14 protein-coding genes and 1 pseudogene are annotated in these 19,068 nt (G+C 73.4%); 4 read left to right on the forward strand and 11 right to left on the reverse strand.

Going from position 1 to position 19,068, the window contains the following annotated elements; all coding sequences use genetic code 11:
* Positions 1 to 14: 14 nt before the first annotated feature.
* Positions 15 to 2,204 carry a catalase/peroxidase HPI gene (gene katG / locus J7F03_RS28795; RefSeq protein ID WP_214954567.1) on the reverse strand — a complete coding sequence of 730 codons (2,190 nt, stop codon included), beginning with the start codon at positions 2,202 to 2,204 and terminating at the stop codon, positions 15 to 17.
* Positions 2,205 to 2,538: 334 nt separating this feature from the next.
* On the opposite strand from katG, the pseudogene J7F03_RS28800 reads away from it, so the two are divergent.
* Positions 2,539 to 2,946: pseudogene (locus tag J7F03_RS28800) on the forward strand (Fur family transcriptional regulator); the annotation flags it as partial.
* Positions 2,947 to 2,987: 41 nt separating this feature from the next.
* Here the strand turns inward: J7F03_RS28800 and J7F03_RS28805 are convergent.
* From J7F03_RS28805 to J7F03_RS28835, 7 genes are all read right to left on the reverse strand, one after another.
* The gene (locus tag J7F03_RS28805; protein ID WP_214954570.1) at positions 2,988 to 4,550 is read right to left on the reverse strand and encodes a mucoidy inhibitor MuiA family protein; all 1,563 of its coding nucleotides are present in this window, start codon (positions 4,548 to 4,550) and stop codon (positions 2,988 to 2,990) included.
* An 8-nt stretch (positions 4,551 to 4,558) separates the two neighbouring features.
* Positions 4,559 to 6,670, reverse strand: coding sequence for a DUF4139 domain-containing protein (locus J7F03_RS28810; protein ID WP_214954652.1), 2,112 nt, complete (start codon positions 6,668 to 6,670; stop codon positions 4,559 to 4,561).
* Positions 6,671 to 6,807: 137 nt separating this feature from the next.
* Positions 6,808 to 7,185: an FKBP-type peptidyl-prolyl cis-trans isomerase gene (locus J7F03_RS28815; RefSeq protein WP_285440506.1), complete on the reverse strand. Its 378-nt coding sequence runs from the start codon at positions 7,183 to 7,185 to the stop codon at positions 6,808 to 6,810.
* A gap of 385 nt (positions 7,186 to 7,570) precedes the next feature.
* Positions 7,571 to 9,094, reverse strand: coding sequence for an aldehyde dehydrogenase family protein (locus J7F03_RS28820; protein WP_214954572.1), 1,524 nt, complete (start codon positions 9,092 to 9,094; stop codon positions 7,571 to 7,573).
* A 55-nt stretch (positions 9,095 to 9,149) separates the two neighbouring features.
* Complete coding sequence (locus tag J7F03_RS28825) at positions 9,150 to 10,520, reverse strand: helix-turn-helix domain-containing protein (protein ID WP_214954574.1); 1,371 nt, start codon at positions 10,518 to 10,520, stop codon at positions 9,150 to 9,152.
* 128 nt (positions 10,521 to 10,648) lie between these two features.
* Positions 10,649 to 12,010 carry an SWF or SNF family helicase gene (locus J7F03_RS28830; protein ID WP_214954576.1) on the reverse strand — a complete coding sequence of 454 codons (1,362 nt, stop codon included), beginning with the start codon at positions 12,008 to 12,010 and terminating at the stop codon, positions 10,649 to 10,651.
* A complete protein-coding gene (locus J7F03_RS28835) occupies positions 12,007 to 15,018 on the reverse strand; it encodes a DEAD/DEAH box helicase (protein ID WP_374104403.1) in 3,012 nt (1,003 codons plus the stop codon). The genes J7F03_RS28830 and J7F03_RS28835 overlap by 4 nt, the downstream gene beginning before the upstream one ends.
* Positions 15,019 to 15,199: 181 nt before the next feature.
* Between J7F03_RS28835 and J7F03_RS28840 the strand changes: the two genes are divergently transcribed.
* Together J7F03_RS28840 and J7F03_RS28845 are read left to right on the forward strand one after the other, a co-directional pair.
* Positions 15,200 to 15,382, forward strand: a complete 183-nt coding sequence (locus J7F03_RS28840) for a hypothetical protein (RefSeq protein ID WP_112452614.1) — start codon at positions 15,200 to 15,202, stop codon at positions 15,380 to 15,382.
* A gap of 23 nt (positions 15,383 to 15,405) precedes the next feature.
* The gene (locus J7F03_RS28845) at positions 15,406 to 15,960 is read left to right on the forward strand and encodes an MOSC domain-containing protein (protein ID WP_214954578.1); all 555 of its coding nucleotides are present in this window, start codon (positions 15,406 to 15,408) and stop codon (positions 15,958 to 15,960) included.
* Between the two features lie 102 nt (positions 15,961 to 16,062).
* On the opposite strand, the gene J7F03_RS28850 is transcribed toward J7F03_RS28845, so the two are convergent.
* Together J7F03_RS28850 and J7F03_RS28855 are read right to left on the reverse strand one after the other, a co-directional pair.
* Positions 16,063 to 16,527, reverse strand: coding sequence for an SAM-dependent methyltransferase (locus J7F03_RS28850; RefSeq protein WP_214954658.1), 465 nt, complete (start codon positions 16,525 to 16,527; stop codon positions 16,063 to 16,065).
* A 37-nt stretch (positions 16,528 to 16,564) separates the two neighbouring features.
* Positions 16,565 to 17,353, reverse strand: coding sequence for a hypothetical protein (locus J7F03_RS28855; protein WP_214954580.1), 789 nt, complete (start codon positions 17,351 to 17,353; stop codon positions 16,565 to 16,567).
* Positions 17,354 to 17,487: 134 nt separating this feature from the next.
* On the opposite strand from J7F03_RS28855, the gene J7F03_RS28860 reads away from it, so the two are divergent.
* Complete coding sequence (locus tag J7F03_RS28860; protein ID WP_214954582.1) at positions 17,488 to 18,402, forward strand: oxygenase MpaB family protein; 915 nt, start codon at positions 17,488 to 17,490, stop codon at positions 18,400 to 18,402.
* A gap of 54 nt (positions 18,403 to 18,456) precedes the next feature.
* Here J7F03_RS28860 and J7F03_RS28865 read toward each other — a convergent pair whose 3' ends face one another.
* Positions 18,457 to 19,068, reverse strand: coding sequence for a class I SAM-dependent methyltransferase (locus J7F03_RS28865; protein ID WP_214954584.1), 612 nt, complete (start codon positions 19,066 to 19,068; stop codon positions 18,457 to 18,459).

Genomic DNA, 19,068 nt, shown 5'->3' on the forward strand with positions numbered 1-19,068 from the left:
CGGGACCATCGGGCTCAGGCGAGGTCGAACCGGTCGAGGTTCATCACCTTGTCCCACGCCGCCACGAAATCACGCACGAACGTCTCTCCCGCGTCCTCGGACGCGTAGACCTCCGAGACGGCCCGGAGCTGGGAGTGCGAACCGAAGACGAGGTCGACGGCGGTGGCGGTCCACTTGACCTCGCCCGTGGCGCGGTCCCGGCCCTCGAACACGTTCTCCGCCGAGGCCGACGCCTTCCACTCCGTACCCATGTCGAGCAGGTTGACGAAGAAGTCGTTGGTCAACGTCTGCGGCCGGTCGGTCAAGACGCCGTGCGGGGACCGCTCGAAGCCGGTGTCCAGGGCCCGCAGGCCGCCGGTCAGGACCGTCATCTCGGGTGCGGTCAGGGTCAACAGGCTGGCGCGGTCCAGCAGGAGGGTCTCCGGCGACAGCTTCTCTCCCGCCCGGAGGTAGTTGCGGAACCCGTCCGCCCTCGGTTCGAGCACGGCGAACGACTTCACGTCGGTCTGTTCCTGCGAGGCGTCCGTGCGCCCCGGTGCGAACGGGACCGTGATGGCGTGCCCGGCGTTCTTCGCTGCCTGCTCGACGGCCGCGCACCCGCCCAGGACGATCAGGTCGGCCAGCGAAACCTTCGTGCCCCCGGCCTGCGAGCCGTTGAAGTCCTGCCGGATCTGCTCGAGGGCCCGCACCACCTCGGCCACCTCGGGCAGGTCGTTGACCTCCCAGTCCTTTTGCGGCGCGAGTCGGATCCGTGCCCCGTTGGCCCCGCCCCGCTTGTCGGTGCCGCGGAAGCTCGCCGCCGACGCCCAAGCGGTGGTGACCAGTTGGGAGACGGACAGCCCGGAAGAGAGGATCCGGGCCTTGAGGTCGGCGATCTCCGCGTCCCCGACCAGTCCGTGATCGGCCTCGGGTACAGGGTCCTGCCACAGCTGCGGCTCGGGAATCCACGGGCCGAGGTAGCGCGAGAGGGGGCCCATGTCGCGGTGCAGCAGCTTGTACCAGGCCCTGGCGAACGCGTCCGCGAGCCTGTCCGGGTTCTCGTGGAAGCTCTTCGAGATCGGCCCGTAGACCGGATCCAGCTTCAGCGAGAGGTCCGTCGTCAGCATCATCGGAGCGTGCCGCTTCGACGGATCGTGAGCGTCGGGCACCGTGCCCTGCGCCGAGGCGTCCGTGGGGGTCCACTGGTGCGCACCGGCAGGGCTCGTCGTCAGCTCCCAGTCGTACCGGAACAGGTTGTCCAGGTAGCCGGTGTCCCACTTCGTCGGCTCGGAGGTCCATGCGCCCTCGAGCCCACTGGTGAGAGAGTCGGCGCCCTTGCCGGTGCCGTACGAATTCGTCCAGCCGATGCCCTGCTGCTCGATGGGGCAGGCTTCCGGTTCCGGACCGATGTACTCGGGGTCGACGGCGCCGTGGCACTTGCCGAAGGTGTGGCCGCCGATGATCAGGGCGGCCGTCTCCTCGTCGTTCATCGCCATGCGCGCGAACGTCTCGCGAATGTCCCGGGCGGCGGCGATCGGATCCGGATTGCCGTTGGGCCCCTCCGGATTGACGTAGATCAGTCCCATCTGCACGGCACCGAAAGGCCCGGTGAGTTCCCTGTCGCCGCTGTAGCGCTCATCTCCGAGCCAGGTGTCCTCCGGGCCCCAGAAGATTTCCTCGGGTTCCCAGATGTCCTCTCGCCCGAAACCGAACCCGAAGGTCTTGAACCCCATCGATTCCATGGCGCAGTTGCCGGCGAAGACCAGAAGATCGGCCCATGAGATCTTCCGGCCGTACTTCTGCTTGACCGGCCAGAGCAAACGGCGCGCCTTGTCCAGGCTCGCGTTGTCCGGCCAGCTGTTGAGGGGGGCGAAGCGCTGGGCGCCGGAGCCGCCACCGCCCCGGCCGTCTTCGATGCGGTACGTGCCCGCGGCGTGCCAGCTCATCCGGATGAAGAGCGGCCCGTAGTGGCCGTAGTCGGCAGGCCACCAGTCCTGCGACGCCGTCATCAACCCGAAGACGTCCTGCTTCAGCGCGTCGAGGTCCAGGGTCGCGAACTCTGCCGCGTAGTCGAAGTCCTCGCCCATCGGATTGGACCGAGGCGAATGCTGGTGGAGAACCTGAAGGTCCAGCTGATTCGGCCACCAGTCCCGGTTCGCCCTGGGGCGAGTCGACGCGGGGGCCGGGGAGGGGATTACCGGGTTCTCGCTTTCGCTGCCGGACACGTCCGTCCTTCTTCCTGTCTCGGTGTTTTCCTCTGCCGGCTGCGCTGCTCGCTCCTGACGCCGTCTGCTTTACGAGTCGAGCACTGCGGCCCACGCCGCCGACGAGACCATATCCTCACGAACGACGCCGACAATCGAGCGCGTATCGGCGTCCGTATGGTCGCGCACCGCAGAGCGCACCGCCACGAGAACACGCAGGGCGCCCCCGCGTAACAAACATGAGAAATCCAAAGGTGGCATCTTCCGATCATCGCGATCCCCGATCGCCGATATGAGAATCGGAAACGGAATCGACTACCGACCGGCCCGGCACGTAATGGAGAGGTGAACCGAAATGAGCGACCTGCTGGAGCGACTCCGAGGGCGCGGCTGGCGCATGACGTCCCAGCGGCGGGCCGTCGCGGAGGTACTCGACGGCGAGCACGTGCACCTCACGGCCGACGAGGTGCACGCCCGCGCGGCACGGCGGCTCCCCGAGATCTCGCGGGCGACCGTCTACAACACCCTGGGCGAACTGGTCGCGCTCGGCGAGGTGGTGGAGGTCTCCGCCCACGGCCGCGCGAAGCGCTACGACCCCAACGCGCACCACCCGCACCAGCACCTGGTGTGCTCCGGCTGCGGCATCATCCGCGACGTCCATCCGACCGGCGATCCGCTGGCCGGCCTGCCGGCGGGGGAGCGGTTCGGCTTCAGCGTGTCCGAGGTCGAGGTCACCTACCGCGGGCTCTGCCCCACCTGTGCGCGCGGTCTGCCGCGAGCGGCAGGTGCGGGGGACGCCCGAGCTCAGAGCCCGGCGACTTCGGAGCTCGCCGACAGCTCGTAGACCAGGGTGACCGTACGGCGGCCACCGGGCGGGAGGGCGACGTCCCAGCGGACGATGCCCTCGGCGTCGACCACTTCGGGCGCCGGGGAGCAGACGTCCTTGCGGAGGCGAACCTCCACCGCCGAGACCTCGGAGACCGGGATCCGCTCCCGCAGGACGACCACCCGATCGCCCCGCTCCCCGGGAGCGGAGAACCGGGACAGGTGCAACCGGACCGTGCGGGTGACCACGGTCTTGCGCATGAGCCCGGCGGAATCGCGGGACTCCTCGGCATGCCGGACCACCCCGTGGTCATCGCAGCTGCCGAAGGCGAGCTCGACGAGGGCGCCGGGGGCGGTGAACTCCAGCGTGCCGCGGCCGCTGAAGCCGCTGCCGCGGACCAAGTCCACGGGTCCGGCGAGCAGCGCGTGGCCCGACAGGTTGTCGAACCGCGCCACCTGGGTGACCAGCGGCGACAGCTCGGGCGAGCACGCGTACTCGCTGCTCGCGGCCGTGGTGAAGACGGAGAGCGGCACTCGGTGGGCACGGCCGTCCCCGGGCACGGAGACCGGCGCCGGGGAGCTCAGCACGCGCGCCTCGCCGCCGTCGTCCACCCCCGGCAGGCCGAGCACCGGGGCCGGGCCGAGGTCCCCGATCTCCTCCTCGCGCAGCTCGACGTCGACTGTGCGGCGCTCCGCCGCGGAACGTTCCCCCAGCGTCAGCCGGTCCTCGTCCAGCCGTGGCGGATCGGTGGCCAGCGCCGAGCGGGCGGTCGACAAGGTCAGCCGTACGTCCGACCAGTCCTCCCCGGTGCGCTGCCAGACCACCGCGTCGGTCTCCAGCGTCAGGGCGTCCCCGTCGAGCACGGCCCGGTAGGCCGGCCGCCACAACGCACACGGGATGAGGTGGCTCAGGCGCAGTCCGACCGGCCCGGCGGCCGCGCTCTCCACGGTCAGCTCGATGTGGCCGACGAGCTCGGCGGGCTCCTCCTCGGAAAGGTGCAGGGCCCTTTGCACCTCCCCCAGTTCGGTGGCGAGGGCGGTCAGCCGGGCCTCCACGGTGCGCAGTTGCTCCCCGTACGTGTCGCGCTCGCCGTCCACCCGGTCCAGTTCGCCGGCCCAGCGCGGCTGCTCGGTCTCCCCGGAGCCGGCGCCTTCGCCGATCTCCCGCAGCAGATCGGCGGCGAGGCGGCCAAGCAGGTCAAGGCGGGCCTGCAGCCGGTCGCGTCGCTGCCCCAGGACGAGCCGCTCCTCTTCGAGGGCGTGTACGCGGTGGCGCAGGGCGGAGTCGCCGGCGGCGGACGGCAGCGGCCCGCGCGGCGTCCAGGTGCGGACGATCCGTACGTCGAGCACGGCCGCCGGGAAGGCGGCGGTCAGCTCGGCATGGAGGGTCCGGTCGACGGCCAGCGCGCTGACCGGTCCGAGACGCAGCCGCTGGACGCCGGCCTCCAGGTCGAGGACGGCGGCGCGCTCGACATGGGCGCGGTCCTCGAGGCACGTGACGGCGGTGACGGGGAGGGCGATCGGCTTCGTGGCCGTGGACATGGCGGGTGTCAGCTCCTGCGGTTGCCGCCGACCAGGGCCTTGCCGGTCGGGATGCGGATCTCGTAGCCGCCGTCGAGGGCGGCGGTGGCGCCCGCGGGCAGGTCCAGGCGCCAGACGCGGGTGCCCGGGGCATGGTGTTCGTGCCCCGTGCCTTCCCCGGGGGCTTCCTCCGGTGCCGTCCAGTCGGCCCGTTCCTCGATCCGGACGTCCGGCTCGGAGGTGACCGGCACCCGCTCGCGGACTTCGACGGTGACGGGCCGAGCGAGGCGGTTCGCCAGCTCCACGTGGACGCGGTGGTCGAGCACGGTGGTGTTGTTGCGCAGGCCCGACGTCGACTCGCGCAGGTTCGTACGGCGGGTGACCCGGATGCCCTCGGCGGCCCCGAGACCCACCCGGCGGACACCGCCGGGGGCGAGCGTGGGCAGTGCGGCGGTCAGCAGGAACTCGTCGTCGACGATGACCTCCACCGGGCCGGCCAGCAGCGCCTGGTCGGTGGCGTTGGAGAGCAGCAGCGTCGCGTACACGGTCGGCTCCACGGACGGCACGCAGAGGTACTCGGTGCGCAGGCCGACCGGAACCTCGGCGACGGTGACGGTGTGCCAGGTGCCGTCCGACGGAATGTCGGCGCGGGCGGCGGCGTCGAAGCGGTGGTCGAAGGAACCCGCCGACTCGCGGGGCCGTACGGCCTGTCCGGGCAGCGGCAGCGCGGCCACCGCTTCTGCGCGGCGGCGGTGCTCGGCCGCCACCGCGTCGATGTCGGGGCCGGGGCCGGGGAACAGCCGGCCCCTGCGAGCAGCCTGCTCGTCGGGGCCGCACAGGACGAGGGCGGCGTAGTCGAGCTCGGCGCCGCTCGGCCGCGGCGGACCGGCCGCCGGTGCCGGAGGGGGCGCCGGCGCTGCCCCGCCGGGAGCCGCGGGAGCCGCGGGAGCCGCGGGTGCCATGGCGGCGGGGGCGCCCGCGAAGGACCCGCCGGCGTGCGGCCTGCCGCCCCGACGGAGAGGGGCCGGCTGGGCGGGGGCGGGCATCGCGCCGCCGAAGGCCTCCGGGGGAGGGCCGCCGGGCACCGGGAGCCCGGTCCACTGCCCGCCGTAGCCCTGCGGCGGCGGGGGAGGCGGCGGCGGTGGCAGAACGGGACCGGACGCGGAGCCGGGCCCGACAGCCGCGGCGGTCGTCGCACGGCGGGGGCCGGCCGCCTCGTACCCGGTGAACAGGCCGGCGAGCCCGGCCGGAGGCTCGCGCCACCCGGAAGGCGCGGCGGCGGGCTGACGGCGTCCGATCCGGATCGAGCGGAGCCTCGGCAGGTCGGTGCGGCGCCGCAGATCGGCGGTGGCCAGGGCGATGCGCACGCCGGTCCAGTCCTCGCCGGTCCGCTGGGCGACCGAGGCGCGTAGCACCAGACGGCCGCTGCCGTCGCCCTGACGGTGAGTGAGCCGGTAGGTCGGCACCCAGACGGCGCCCGGCACCCCGTACTCCAGCTCCAGTTCCAGCTCCACTTCCGCGTCACCGGTATCCGCGCCTGTGCCGTCGAGGGTCACGACCGCGCAGACCGTGGTCTCCACGTGCGCCGACGGTGCGTCGCCGGAGGCGCGGGCGAGCCGGTCGGCGGCGAGGGCGAGCTCGTGCTCGACGTCGCGCAGGGCCTCCTCCAGCCCGACGAGGCGGGCGTGCAGTCCCGTCAGCCGCTCCTGGACGAACTCGGCCAGCTCCAGCCACGCGTCCACCGGGGTGCGGCGGTGCGGGTCCTCGGGCAGGGGGGCGGGCGGGACCGGGCGGAGAGCCCTGACCTCCTCGATCAGGCCCAGCTGCCGGTCCCGGCGGCCCCGCGCCGCCGCGTACTCGTCGCCCAGCCGCTCGACTTCGCGCCGCAACGCGTCGGGTGTGCCCGTACCGACCGGCTCGGCCTCGACTTCCACCCGGGCCTCTGTGACGCGTACCCCTGGGGCGCCCAGGACCCGGGCACGCAGCGAGCCCGGGTCCAGCGAGCGCGGCAGTCCCGTCACCCGCACCCGCCCGTCGGGCGGCACACTGCCCCGGGCCAGGCGCCGGCAGACCGCGCCCCGCGCGTACACCACGACCGAATCAAGGGTCGATCCCCACCGCTGCGTCGACTCCACCGTCATGTGCTCCGCCCCCCGCCGCTCCACGCTGAGCGAAGCCTACGCCCGGACGCCCGGGTCGATCACGGGTCCTTCACTTCGCCTCTGGAAGAAGCCGAGCTTCTTCGGCGAATAGCCGACCAGAAGGAACCAGGCCTTCCTCAGACTACGGAGAGCAGGTCCACCACGAAGACGAGCGTGGAACCCGCCGGGATCAACGGCGAGGGGGACTGGTTGCCGTAGCCGAGGCGCGGGGGGACGATGATCTCGCGCCGACCGCCGACCTTCATCCCCCTGAGTCCCCGGTCCCAGCCCTTGATGACCCTGCCACCACCCACGGCGAACTTGAACGGCTGGCCCCGGTCCCAGGAGGCGTCGAACTCCATTCCGGACTCGAAGGTGACCCCGACGTAGTGAACCCGGACGACCCTGCCCGGCTTCGCCTCAGGCCCGTCCCCGACGACGAGGTCCCGGATTGTCAGCTCCTGGGGAGCATCACCCCCCGGAAGTTCGATCTCGGGCTTCGTCAGTTCACTCATCGCAGCCTCATTACTCTCCGCGGAATCCCTCGTACAGACCAGCCGGGCGCATGGTCACTCCATGCAGTAGATGATCACGCTACCGAGAACGCTGATCGACTGAAGTACATCAAACCCCACGGAGCACGGCGCGGCGTGACCGGGCGTGCTACGTCTTCGGTATGGCCATGGCGAGGCCTGAGCCGAGTCCGCTGAGCCCCCTCCCGGCGCCCGGTGAGTCTTCTGCTCTGGCGGTCGCTGTTGGCGCCGTTCACCAGCGTGCGGGCGCATCACCTCCGTCGGCACCACCCGCCGGAACGAGACCCGCAACTCGTCCGGCGCGAGTCGCTCGATGAGATCCGCTGTGAACGGTTTCACGAACGATCACGCCATGGGAAGGGACGTCTTAGAAGAAGCCGAGCTTCTTCGGCGAATAGCTGACCAGAAGGTTCTTGGTCTGCTGGTAGTGCTCCAGCATCATCTTGTGGGTCTCGCGGCCGATGCCGGACTGCTTGTAGCCGCCGAAGGCCGCGTGGGCCGGATAGGCGTGGTAGCAGTTCGTCCAGACGCGGCCCGCCTGGATCGCGCGGCCCGCGCGGTAGGCCGTGTTGATGTCGCGGGTCCAGACGCCGGCACCCAGGCCGTACGCCGTGTCGTTGGCGATGCGCAGGGCGTCGTCGAAGTCCTGGAACGAGGTCACCGAGACGACCGGGCCGAAGATCTCCTCCTGGAAGATCCGCATGCGGTTGTCGCCCTCGAAGATGGTCGGCTGGACGTAGAAGCCGCCCGCCAGCTCCCCGCCGTGCTCGATGCGCTGACCGCCCGTCAGGATCTTCGCACCCTCCTGCTGCCCGATCTCCACGTACGACAGGACCTTCTTCAGCTGCTCCTCCGACGCCTGTGCGCCGATCATCGTGTCCGTGTCCAACGGGTGCCCGGGCACGATCAGTTCCGTACGGGCGACGGCCGCGTCGAGGAAGTCGCCGTAGCGGCCGCGCTCGATCAGGGCGCGCGACGGGCTCGTGCACACCTCGCCCTGGTTGAGGGCGAACATGGTGAAGCCCTCCAGCGCTTTGTCCCGCAGGTCGTCGTCCGTGGTCCAGATGTCGTCGAAGAAGAGGTTCGGGCTCTTGCCGCCCAACTCCAGTGACACCGGCTTGAGATGCTCCGCCGCGTACTGCATGATCAGCCGCCCCGTGGAGGTCTCCCCGGTGAAGGCCACCTTCGCCACGCGCGGGCTGGAGGCGAGCGGCTTGCCCGCCTCCTCGCCGAAGCCGTTGACGATGTTCACCACGCCCGGCGGCAGCAGGTCCGCGACCAGGCTCATCCAGTAGTGCACCGACACCGGGGTCTGCTCGGCCGGCTTCAGCACCACCGTGTTGCCGGCGGCGAGGGCGGGCGCCAGCTTCCACGCCGCCATCAGGAGCGGGAAGTTCCACGGGATGATCTGCGCGACGACGCCCAGCGGCTCGTGGAAGTGGTAGGCCACCGTATCGTCGTCGATCTGGCTGAGCGCGCCCTCCTGGGCGCGCAGCGCGCCCGCGAAGTAGCGGAACTGGTCGATGGCGAGCGGCATGTCGGCGGCGAGGGTCTCGCGGATCGGCTTGCCGTTCTCCCAGCTCTCCGCGACCGCGAGGGCCTCCAGGTTCTGTTCCATCCGGTCCGCGACGCGCAGCAGGATCGTGGAGCGCTCGGTGATCGAGGTGCGTCCCCAGGCCGGGGCCGCCGCGTGCGCCGCGTCGAGCGCCCGCTCGACGTCCTCGGCCGTGCCGCGCGCCACCTCGGTGAAGGTCTCGCCGGTCACGGGGGAGGGGTTGGCGAAGTACCCGCCCAGGGCGGGCCCGACGTACTCGCCGCCGATGAAGTGGTCGTAGCGGGACGCGTACGACATGAGCGCGCCCTCGGTACCGGGCGCAGCGTAACGGGCCATGGTGGTCCTCCCCTTGCCGGGCGCCGGCCGCCGTCGGACAGCGCTCGCGGCGAGGCTAGGGGCGGGCAGGTTGCCGGTACGTTGCACGGCCGCGCGGCACACCGCCGGGTGGCGGGGCGGCCTGCGGCACGGCGGCGGGTGGCGGCCCGCCCGGCGCCGACCCGAGCTCCGCGTCGATGGCCCGTACGCGGGCCAGCGCGGCCGTCCGGTCACCAGGCGGCAGCGCCGCCGCCAGCGCCCGCCAGGCCTCCGGGTCGTCCGCGCCCCACGGGCTGCACACCCAGTCGGTCAGCAGCCCCGCGTCGGCCCGCGCGATCACGGCGGACCGCGCCTGGTCCTCGATGCGGCGGCGGAGCCGGACGATCCCGGGCGCGGTGGACGCGGGCAGCAGGGGGCCCGGATAGCGGGCCAGTGCCGCCGAGAGCGCGCCGGAGGCGAGGTGGCGGGTGACGGCGGTGAAGTCCGCTTCCAACGGCACGGCCGCGCGGTAGGGGCGGGAGAGCGGGGCCCGGGCACCCAACACCCCGCGCAGGCGGGACATTTCGGCGCGCAGCGTCACCGGTGACACCGACTCGTCCTCGTACAGGGCGATCGCCAGCTCGTCCCCCGACATCCCCTCCGGGTGGTGCGCGAGCAGCGCCATGATCTCGCTGTGCCGCCTCCCCAGACGGATCTCACGGCCCTCGCCGCCCCCGCGGCCGTCGCCGGACAGCAGCGCCTCGTCCCGGCCGAGCGCGGTGAGCGAGTCCCCGGCGGCCCGTCGGACCGGATCCAGCAACGCCAACTGCGCCTCCGCCGCACGCGCCACCGCCCGCACGAAGGCGAGGGAGTGCGGATGGGCCAGCCAGTCGTCGCCGGTGACGTCCACGGCACCGAGCACCCGCCCGGTGCGGGGGTCGCGGACCGGAGCCGCCGCGCAGGTCCACGGATGCACCCGGCGGCTGAAGTGCTCCGCGCCGAAGACCTGGACCGGCTCGCCGACCGCCACCGCCGTGCCCGGCGCGTTGGTGCCCATCGCCGTCTCCGACCAGCGGGCACCCGGCACGAAGCCGAGGCCCTCGGCTCGCCGCATCGTGGCGGGCTCGCCCTCCACCCAGAGCAGGCTGCCCCGCGCGTCGCACACCGCCAGCAGATGCTCCCCGTGCGCGGCGAAGGCCCCCACGAGGTCCCGGAACAGCGGCAGCACCCGGGCCAGCGGGTGCTGCTCGCGGTACGACCGCAGTTCCGCTCCGGCCAGCTCCAGCCGGGGTGCGCACTCGGGGCTGACCCGGGCCCGGGCGCAGCGGCGCCACGACCTCGCGATGACCGCCCGCACCGGGGTCTCGACCCGGCCGTCCTGGGTGAACGCGGCGTGGGCCCGGCGCAGTTCCCGCGTCCGCACGGCGGGATCGGCCCCGCCCGGCAGGGCCACCGAAGGATCGTCCATGTCACCCTCCCGTGGTGCCGTGGTACCCGCAGCGCCCCATCGTCGTACCGCCCCCGCGCCCCGGCAAGCGGTACACCGGCCACTACGCCGGCCAGTCCCCGCCGAAACCCGGGCCGGCGGGAGACCGGCTAGTCCTCCGGGTCGAGCGCCGCCAGCGCCGACGCCGGGTCCGGGCAAGGCGGGCCCGCCGGAAGCCAGTGGCCCGCCGTGCGGCGGTACGGCCACCAGCGGCCGTCCCGGCCCAGCCGGAGCTGGCGCTCCCCGCCCGGCTCCGTCCAGCGGGCGCGGACCCGGCGCAGCACCGGGGCGGCGGTGCCGGGGGCGGAGTCCGCGCCGGTGTCCGGCGGGGAGTCCGTTTCCGTGTCCGTCGCGGTGTCCGCCGCCTCGGACCAGGCCGACGCGAGCAAGGCGCGGGCCCGGGCCAGGGCCGCCCGGTCCGGGGTCCAGTCCTCCTCCAGTACTGCGACGGCCTGGGCCCCGCCGAAGCCCCAGGCGAGAACGGCCCGGTCCATCCCGGCCCGGTTCCTGTCGGCAGCCACCGCCAGGCGGGACCGGACCCGAAGGTCATCGGCCTCCGCCGTGAGGCGTACGGCGTCTTCGGCCGTCGTCGGTTCGGGCTCCGGGGCGCGCTCCGCATGGGCCGGAGCGAGCGCTTCCGCGAGCAGCCGGTACGCCCGGGTCACCGCTGCCTGCGCGAGGAACTCCACCGCGTCGACGTCCAGGCCCGGCGGATGCGACGACGATTCCGTGTCCAGCGTCGGGGCCTGCCCCGGCGCGTCCGGCAGCCGCGCGGGCGGCGGCAGCGGGGGCAGGGCGGCTGCCGCCGCGTAGGCCGCGGCGGCCGGGACCCCCTCGTCGGCCGGGATCCGCGGCGCCCCCGCCTCGGCTTCCGCGGCGCTGCGCTCCTCCAGTTCGTCCACGAGATCGGCCTCCGCGCGCCCGCGCAGCAGCAACAGCACGAAGGGGTCCTGGTCCAGCAGCCGCGCCACCTGGTAGCAGAGCGCCGCCGTGTGCGGGCAGTGGTCCCACTCGTCGCAGTCGCAGCGCGGATCGAGGTCCCCGATTCCGGGCAGCAGCTCGACGCCGGCCGCCGCCGCGTCCTGCGCCAGCTCCGGCGGCACCTCCCGGTCCAGCAGCGCCGCGATGTGCCCGGACTCGGCGGCCGCCAGGCCGAGCAGCCGGTCCCACTGCGCCTCCGTGAACTCCTGTACCAGCACGTCCGTCCGGTGCGCCGTTCCGTCCCGGTCCCGCACCACGGCCGTCAGCCCGCCGGGCCGCACCGACACGGCCCCCACCGCGCCCGAACGCGCGTACCGCCGCCCCTGCTTGACCTGCTCGCCGTCGAGCGCGCTGTCCTCCAGGGCGCGCAGCCAGGCGTGGCCCCACCAGGTGCGGGCGAAGCCCCGGCCGGCCGGGGGCGGCAGGGCCGGGAAGGTCTTCTCGTACGGATCGTACGGATCTTGTGCATCATGTGGATCGCGCGTGTTCATCCGCGGCGCTCCCCGGCGGTGGTCGGGCGGAGGGCCACCAGCTCGGCCAGCTCCGCGTCGGTGAGTTCGGTCAGCGCCGCCTCTCCGCCCGTGAGGACGGAGTCGGCCAAGGCCCTTTTGCGCGCCAGGAGTTCGGCGATCCGGTCCTCCACGGTGCCTTCCGCGATGATGCGGTGGACCTGGACGGGCTGGGTCTGGCCGATGCGGTAGGCGCGGTCGGTGGCCTGCTCCTCGACGGCCGGGTTCCACCAGCGGTCGTAGTGGATGACGTGGCCGGCCCGGGTGAGGTTGAGGCCGGTGCCCGCGGCCTTGAGGGAGAGCAGGAAGACGGGGGCGTCGCCCGCCTGGAAGCGGTCCACGAGCTCCTCTCGGCGGGCCACGGGCGTGCCCCCGTGCAGGAGTTGGCAGCCGATGCCGCGCGCCGCGAGGTGTCTCTCCAGGATCCGGGCCATCGCCACGTACTGCGTGAAGACCAGCACGGAACCGCCCTCGGCGAGGATCGTGTCGAGCAGCTCGTCGAGGAGTTCCAGCTTGCCGGAGGCCGCGGCGGTGTCCTGCCTGAGGCTGGGCTCCTTCAGGTACTGCGCGGGGTGGTTGCAGATCTGCTTGAGCGAGGTCAGCAGCTTGACCACGAGGCCGCGCCGTTCCATCCCGTCCGCCTCGGCGATCGCGGCGAGGGTCTCGCGCACGACCGCCTCGTACAGTGCGGTCTGTTCGCGGGTCAGCGATACGGCGTGGTCGGTCTCGGTCTTGGGCGGCAGTTCGGGCGCGATGCCGGGGTCGGACTTCTTGCGCCGCAACAGGAACGGCCGTGCGAGCGCTGCCAGGCGGGCCGCCGCCCGCGGATCGCGACCGCTCTCGATCGGCTCGGCGTAGCGCGTGCGGAAGGTGCCGAGGCGGCCGAGGAGGCCGGGCGAGGTCCAGTCGAGGACGGCCCACAGCTCGGACAGGTCGTTCTCGACCGGTGTGCCGGTGAGGGCCACCCGCGCGGCCGACGGGATGGTGCGCAGGGCCCTGGCGGTCGATGAGCGCGGGTTCTTGACGTGCTGCGCCTCGTCGGCGACGACCATGTCCCAGGGCACGGCGGCCAGTCGGGGCGCGTCCAGGCGCATCGTGCCGTAGGTGGTGAGGACGAACCCGTCGTCGAGTCCTTCGAGGCCGCGGCCGGATCCGTGGAAGCGGCGCACCGGGGTGCCGGGGGCGAACCTCTCGATCTCCCGCTGCCAGTTGCCCAGCAGCGAGGCCGGGCAGACCACCAGCGTCGGGCCTCCGTGGAGCTGCTCCCGCCGGTGGAGGTGGAGGGCGATCAGGGTGACGGTCTTGCCGAGGCCCATGTCGTCGGCGAGGCAGGCGCCGAGGCCGAGCCCGGTCATCCGGGCCAGCCAGCGCAGGCCGCGGAGCTGGTAGTCGCGCAGCGTGGCGCGGAGGGCGGCCGGCGGCTGGACGGGGGCGGCGGCCTCCCGGCCGGCCTCTCCTTCGGCCCGCCGGCCGGCCTGTTCGCCGGCCTCTTCGCCGGCTCGCTCCGGGTCGGCGGCGAGCAGCGCGCGGAGCCGTTCCAGCGGACCGGTGGCCTCTACCTCGTACCGTGCTCCGTCGAGCTCCGCCGAGCCGGTCAGTACGGCGGCCAGCGCGTCGGCGGTCGTCACCTCGCGGTCCTGATGCAGGCGGGCACTGGCCCGGCGGGCCTCGGCCGGGTCGATCAGGACCCACTGGTCGCGCAACCGGACCAGGGGGCGCTTCGCCTCGGCGAGCCGGTCCAGTTCCTCGGGGGTCAGATCGCCCTGGCCGCCGAGGGCGTAGCGCCAGGTGAGGGGGTGCGCGCCGGCGGGGGAGAGCAGGCCGGGCAGGTCGCCGCCGCCGGCGGTAGCGGCCCGTCCCACAACGGCACGGGCGGTGAGCGTACGGGCGAGCCCGCGCGGCCAGTGCACCTGCACCCCGTCGGCGGCCAGGGCACGGGAGGCCTCCCCGAGCAGCTCCGCGACCTCCTCGTCGGCGAGGTCCACGGAGTCGGGCACGGCCGCGGCGAGCAGCGGCGCGAGCGGCGGCCAGAGGCGGGCGGCCCGCCGCAGGGCCCGGAGCGCGTCCATGCGGGCACGCGGCGGGAAGGCGGCCGCGGCGGGGCCGGCTCCGGCCCAGACGTCGGCGGCGTCCGCGACGAGCGCGGCGTCGGCCAGGCCGTGCATCTGCAGGACGGCGCGGAAGGCAGGGGGTTCGCAGGAGGGGTCGAGCTCGATCCGGAGCGAGACGCGCACGCCCGCGTCGTGCTCGGCCGCGACCTCGGCGGCCCAGTCGCGCAGCTCGGGGTGGAGCCGGGGCGCGCGGGCCGCGTAGGCGGGCCCGCCGGCGGCTGCGGGCGCGGCGGGTGTGCGGGGGAGGGTGTCGGCGACGGCGTCGAGGAAGGCGCGCAGCAGCGGTTCCGGCGCGGGCAGCCGCGGGGAGCCGTGGGCGCCGCCGTCCCCGCCAAGGCCCGCGCCTGGGCTGTCGTCCCCGCCTGTGCCGCCTTCTGGTTCTTCTTCTGCTTCTTCTGCTTCATCGTCTTCGTCTTCGGCGAGGCCGAGCGGCACGCAGTGCGCGGTGGGAGGCATGGCGGCCGCCAGCTCCCGGACCTCGTCCAGGTCGGCTGCCTCCAGGGGCCCGAGCCGCCAGGCGTCGTATCCGGCGGGGCTGAGCCCGGGCAGCAGCAGCCCGCGCGCGGCGAGGCGCAGGGCCAGCAGGGCGGCGGCGCCCCAGAAGGGCGCGGCCCCGGACGAGGCGGCGGCCCGGACCCGGGTGAGCAGCGGCAGGGCTTCGGCGACGGTCAGGACCAGGGCGCTGACGGTGGTGCGCCGCAGGTCCGCGGTGATGACGGTGAGGTCGTCGACGGGGCCGAGTCCGTGGAGCCCGTCGAGTCCGTGGAGTCCGTCGAGGCCGGTGTCCGGCTGCCAGAAGGCGATTCGGCCGTCCCGGGGCGGTTCCGCGGGTAGGAAGACGGCGGAGCAGTGGATCAGGCCGGAGATCGTCGAGAGCACGCGATCCTCAAACTTGACTACCGGATACGGGGCGGCCGAGATTAACCCACCGGCGGCGGCCGAAGGCCGCGGCATCGCCGTGACCCGGGTCACTCCGCCGATCGTTCACGAGTCCGGGAACGCGCGAGCGGGAGCAGGCGTTGAGTGGGGTAGTGGCCGACGGAGAAAGAGGTGTCCGCAGATGTCCACGAGCGGAAAGGTCGCGGTTGCCGGAGTCGTGGCAGCCATCGTGCTGTTCTGGGCGGTCGGGTTCTGGGCGGGACTGCTGGTCCTGATCGGTGTGCCGACGGCCGCCTACCTGCTGTTGGACTCCTCCCAGCGCCGTAGGCTGCGGGGCATATCCAGGAAGCAGATCGGCCGCTGAGGCCGACAGGGGGGTAGAGATCCATGAGTACGGCACGTGCGGCACAGGTCGCGGCGGTCAGCAGCAACGGCGTCTATTCGTTCACCAAGCCCACGCGCGAGAGCATCACGCTCCTCGAGGGGCTCGGGGTCGAGGGCGACGTTCACGCGGGAGTCACGGTCAAGCACCGTTCGCGTGTTGCCCAGGACCCGACGCAGCCGAATCTGCGGCAGGTGCACCTCATCCACCGGGAACTCTTCGAGGAGGTCGCGGAAGCGGGCCACCAGGTCGAGCCGGGCCAGCTCGGCGAGAACGTGACGACCGAGGGCATAGACCTGCTCGGCCTCCCGACCGGCACCCTGCTGCGCCTCGGCGAGGACGCCGTGGTCGAGGTGACCGGACTGCGCAACCCGTGCCTGCAGATCGACACCTTCCAGCACGGGCTGCTCAAGCAGGTCGTGAGCCGGGACGAGGAGGGCAACCTGCTCCGCAAGGCCGGAATCATGGGCGTGGTCCACCGGGGCGGCACCATCCGGCCCGGCGACAGCATCGAGGTCACGCTCCCGCCGGCCCCCCACGTCCCGCTCGAACGGGTCTGACCTAGCCGGATTCGCGCGGGCGGGCCGCAGGCCCGTCCGGCGTCATACGGTGATGACGACCTTCGCGCGCGCGTGCTCTCGGCTGTGCCGCGCGGCTCCGGCTCAGTAGTAGTCGCGCATCAGCACGGTCGCCCACTGCGGCTGGCGGTGGTCGCCGCGCGGGCCGAATTCCGCCATGTACGGCTTGAGATCGAGCACCGGGGTGCCCGACACCGCGTCCAGCCCCTCCACGTGCACTTCCGGACCGCCGACCGCCAGACCGTCCACCTTCACGACGCGGCAGCGCGAGACGCCCAGCCGGTTCGGCCGGTTCTTGCCGCGCTGCGCGAAGATGCCGACGAGCGGCCAGTCCGGATTGCCCCGGGGGTGCCGCGCGCCCGTCTCGATCTTCTCCTGCGGTACGCGGTCGAAGTGGTAGACCACCTCGACGTGCGAGAAGTCCTCCAGCCCGTACAGCGCCTCGGGCCCGAACCGCTCCCCGTCCAGGCGGATCACCGCCGTCTCCCGCCCCCAGTCGTCGTCGGCGACCTCGTCCCGGCCGCCCACCACCACGCCCACCGGGACCATTTCCACCGGGTCCACCGTCACAACATCCCCCTCGTGTTCAGGCCGGCCGCACCGCGACGCGGTCCAGTGCCGCCAGCAGCTCCGTCAGCTCCGGGATCTCCCCGTCCGCCTCGTGCGGGACCGCCAGCACCTCGCTCGGCTCCTCGTCCAGCAGGACGAAGGCCGCCCCGCCGGTACGGGCCACCAGTGACCATCCGGGCCCGTCCACGCGCAGCGTGCGCGCCTCCTCGCCCGCGAAGGACGACCGGACCCGGCCGGGCGGCGGCGCCGTCCGGGTGTACCCCAGCGCCTCCTTCAGCGCCCGTGCCAGCCCCGGGTGCGAGGCAGCGGCCGCCCCGCCGTCCGAGGCCACGCGCTCGCTCCAGTCCGCCCATTCCCGGGCGATCTGGTCGGCGCCCATCCTCCGCTGCACCGGCCCCCAGGCCTCGGCCGACGGCGGCGCCAGCGGCACCCGCCCCGTACCGTCCGCGCCCTGCTCCGGATCGTGCGGCTCCGGGATGCCCGCCGTCGCCACCGCGAGCTCCAGCGGCCAGCCCGCCAGCGAGACCACGATGGACCGTTCGTCGGGGGACAGGTCGTACTCCATCCCGCAGTCCCACGAGGCGATGGCCATGGCCACGAGCGAGACGTCGTCGATCACGACCGTCCAGCGCGCGCCCTCCTCGTCCTGGCCGAGCACCAGGCCGTACCCGGCGGCCGCCGGCGGCACGCCGAGCAGCGAGCAGGCCTCGGGAAAGTCGTCTCCCAGGATGCTCGGGAACTGCGCGGGGGTCAGCAGTACGGCAGTCAGCACGTACAGCGAACCGCCGTCCTCCTCGTCGGACACGTGGCCTCCCGGTCGTTCTCTCGTCGGCGCACCCTAACCAGCGGGTAACCGCCACGTCGAGGGCTCGCGGGAGGCGATTTCCAAGCCCGCTACCTGCACGTAGAGTTGGCACCCCGCCACAGAAAGGGACTCCGGTGCAGCGTTACGACCGGCTGAGGGAGATCCTCCGGCTCGATCCGGACAAGGACTTCCTCGCCATCTACCGGCTCACCGCCACCTACGAGTTCCCCTGGGACTTCGCCCGTGCCCTGGAACTCGCCCTCTTCCGGACCTACGCCGTCCCGAGCATCGGCCGGCTCCTCGCCGAGACCGCCGAGTTCACCGACCGCTCGCAGAAGCGCTACGACGACACCGCGCTGCTCCTCGACGCCGTCGTCGAGCACGGCTTCGAGTCCGACACCGCGCGCACCGCGATCCGCCGCGTCAACCAGATGCACCGCAGCTACGACATCACGAACGAGGACATGCGCTACGTCCTGTGCACGTTCGTGGTGATTCCCGCGCGCTGGATCGACGCCTACGGCTGGCGCTCCCTGACCCACCACGAGCGCCGCGCGTGCGCGAACTACTACGCCACCCTCGGCCGCCACCTGGGCATCACGGACGTTCCGGGCTCCTACGAGGAGTTCGAAACGGCCCTGGACGCCTACGAGGAAGCCCACTTCGGCTGGGACGAGGGCGGTCGCGCGGTCGCCGACGCCACCATCGAGCTGATGGCCTCCTGGTACCCGGCGCGCCTGGCCCCCGCCGTCCGCCGAGGCAGTCTCGCCCTCCTCGACGAGCCGCTGCTGCGCGCCTTCCGCTACGAAGCCCCGCGCCCCGGTGTCCTGCGGCTGGTCCGCGGAGCCCTGCGGCTGCGCGGCCGGGCGGTCCGGCTGCTGCCCCCGCGCCGGGCCCCGCAGTACGCCCGCCAGAACCCGGAGATCAAGGGCTACCCCGGTGGGTATGACGTGGGCGAGCTCGGCACGTTCCCCGTGCCCGGCTCGGGCGGGTGCCCCGTACCGCATCCACGCCGCCCGGCCGAAGCGGAAGCTCAACCTCCGGCCTGATTCGGATCGACCCCGCGGGCCCCGGGCAAGGGGGCGACGTACGAGGTCGTTCCTTCAGGGGGTGCGGACGGCCAGCGCGAGGAACCGGGCGTCCTCGTCGGCGTAGGAGGTCATCCGCCAGCCCGAACCGGCCAGCAGCGGGCCGAGGTTGTGCTCGGCCCGCATGTCGTCCCCGGTCAGCTCGCGGCCGTGGCGCGCCGCCAGGGCCGCGCGCCCGATCGGGTGGAACAGCGCGAGCCGGCCGCCGGGGCGGACCACGCGGGCGAGCTCGCGCAGGTTGGCCCCCGGGTCCGGCAGGTGCGCGATGAGACCGGCGGCGAAGACCGCGTCCAGCGCTGCGTCGCGCAGCGGCAGCCGCGCCACGTCCGCGAGCAGCAGCGCGCCCGCCGCACCCCGGCCGGCGTCCCGCGCGGAAGCCAGCATCTGCGGGGTGAGGTCCGCGCCGATCACGGTCCCCGACGGGCCCACGGCCGCGCGCAGCTCGGTCAGCGCCCGGCCGGTGCCGCAGCCCGCGTCGAGCACCCGGTCTCCGGGCCGCAGTCCGAACTCGGCCACCGCGGTCTCGAAGGCGGGCCCGTCCCCGGGGAACTTGCGGTCCCAGTCGGCCGCGCGGGCCCCGAAGAACTCCTGGACGCGGGTGTGATCCTGTGTGCGGTCTTCGCTCAT

Origin of the sequence: Streptomyces sp. ISL-43, assembly GCF_018614195.1 — a bacterium.
Taxonomy (GTDB): Bacteria; Actinomycetota; Actinomycetes; order Streptomycetales; family Streptomycetaceae; genus Streptomyces.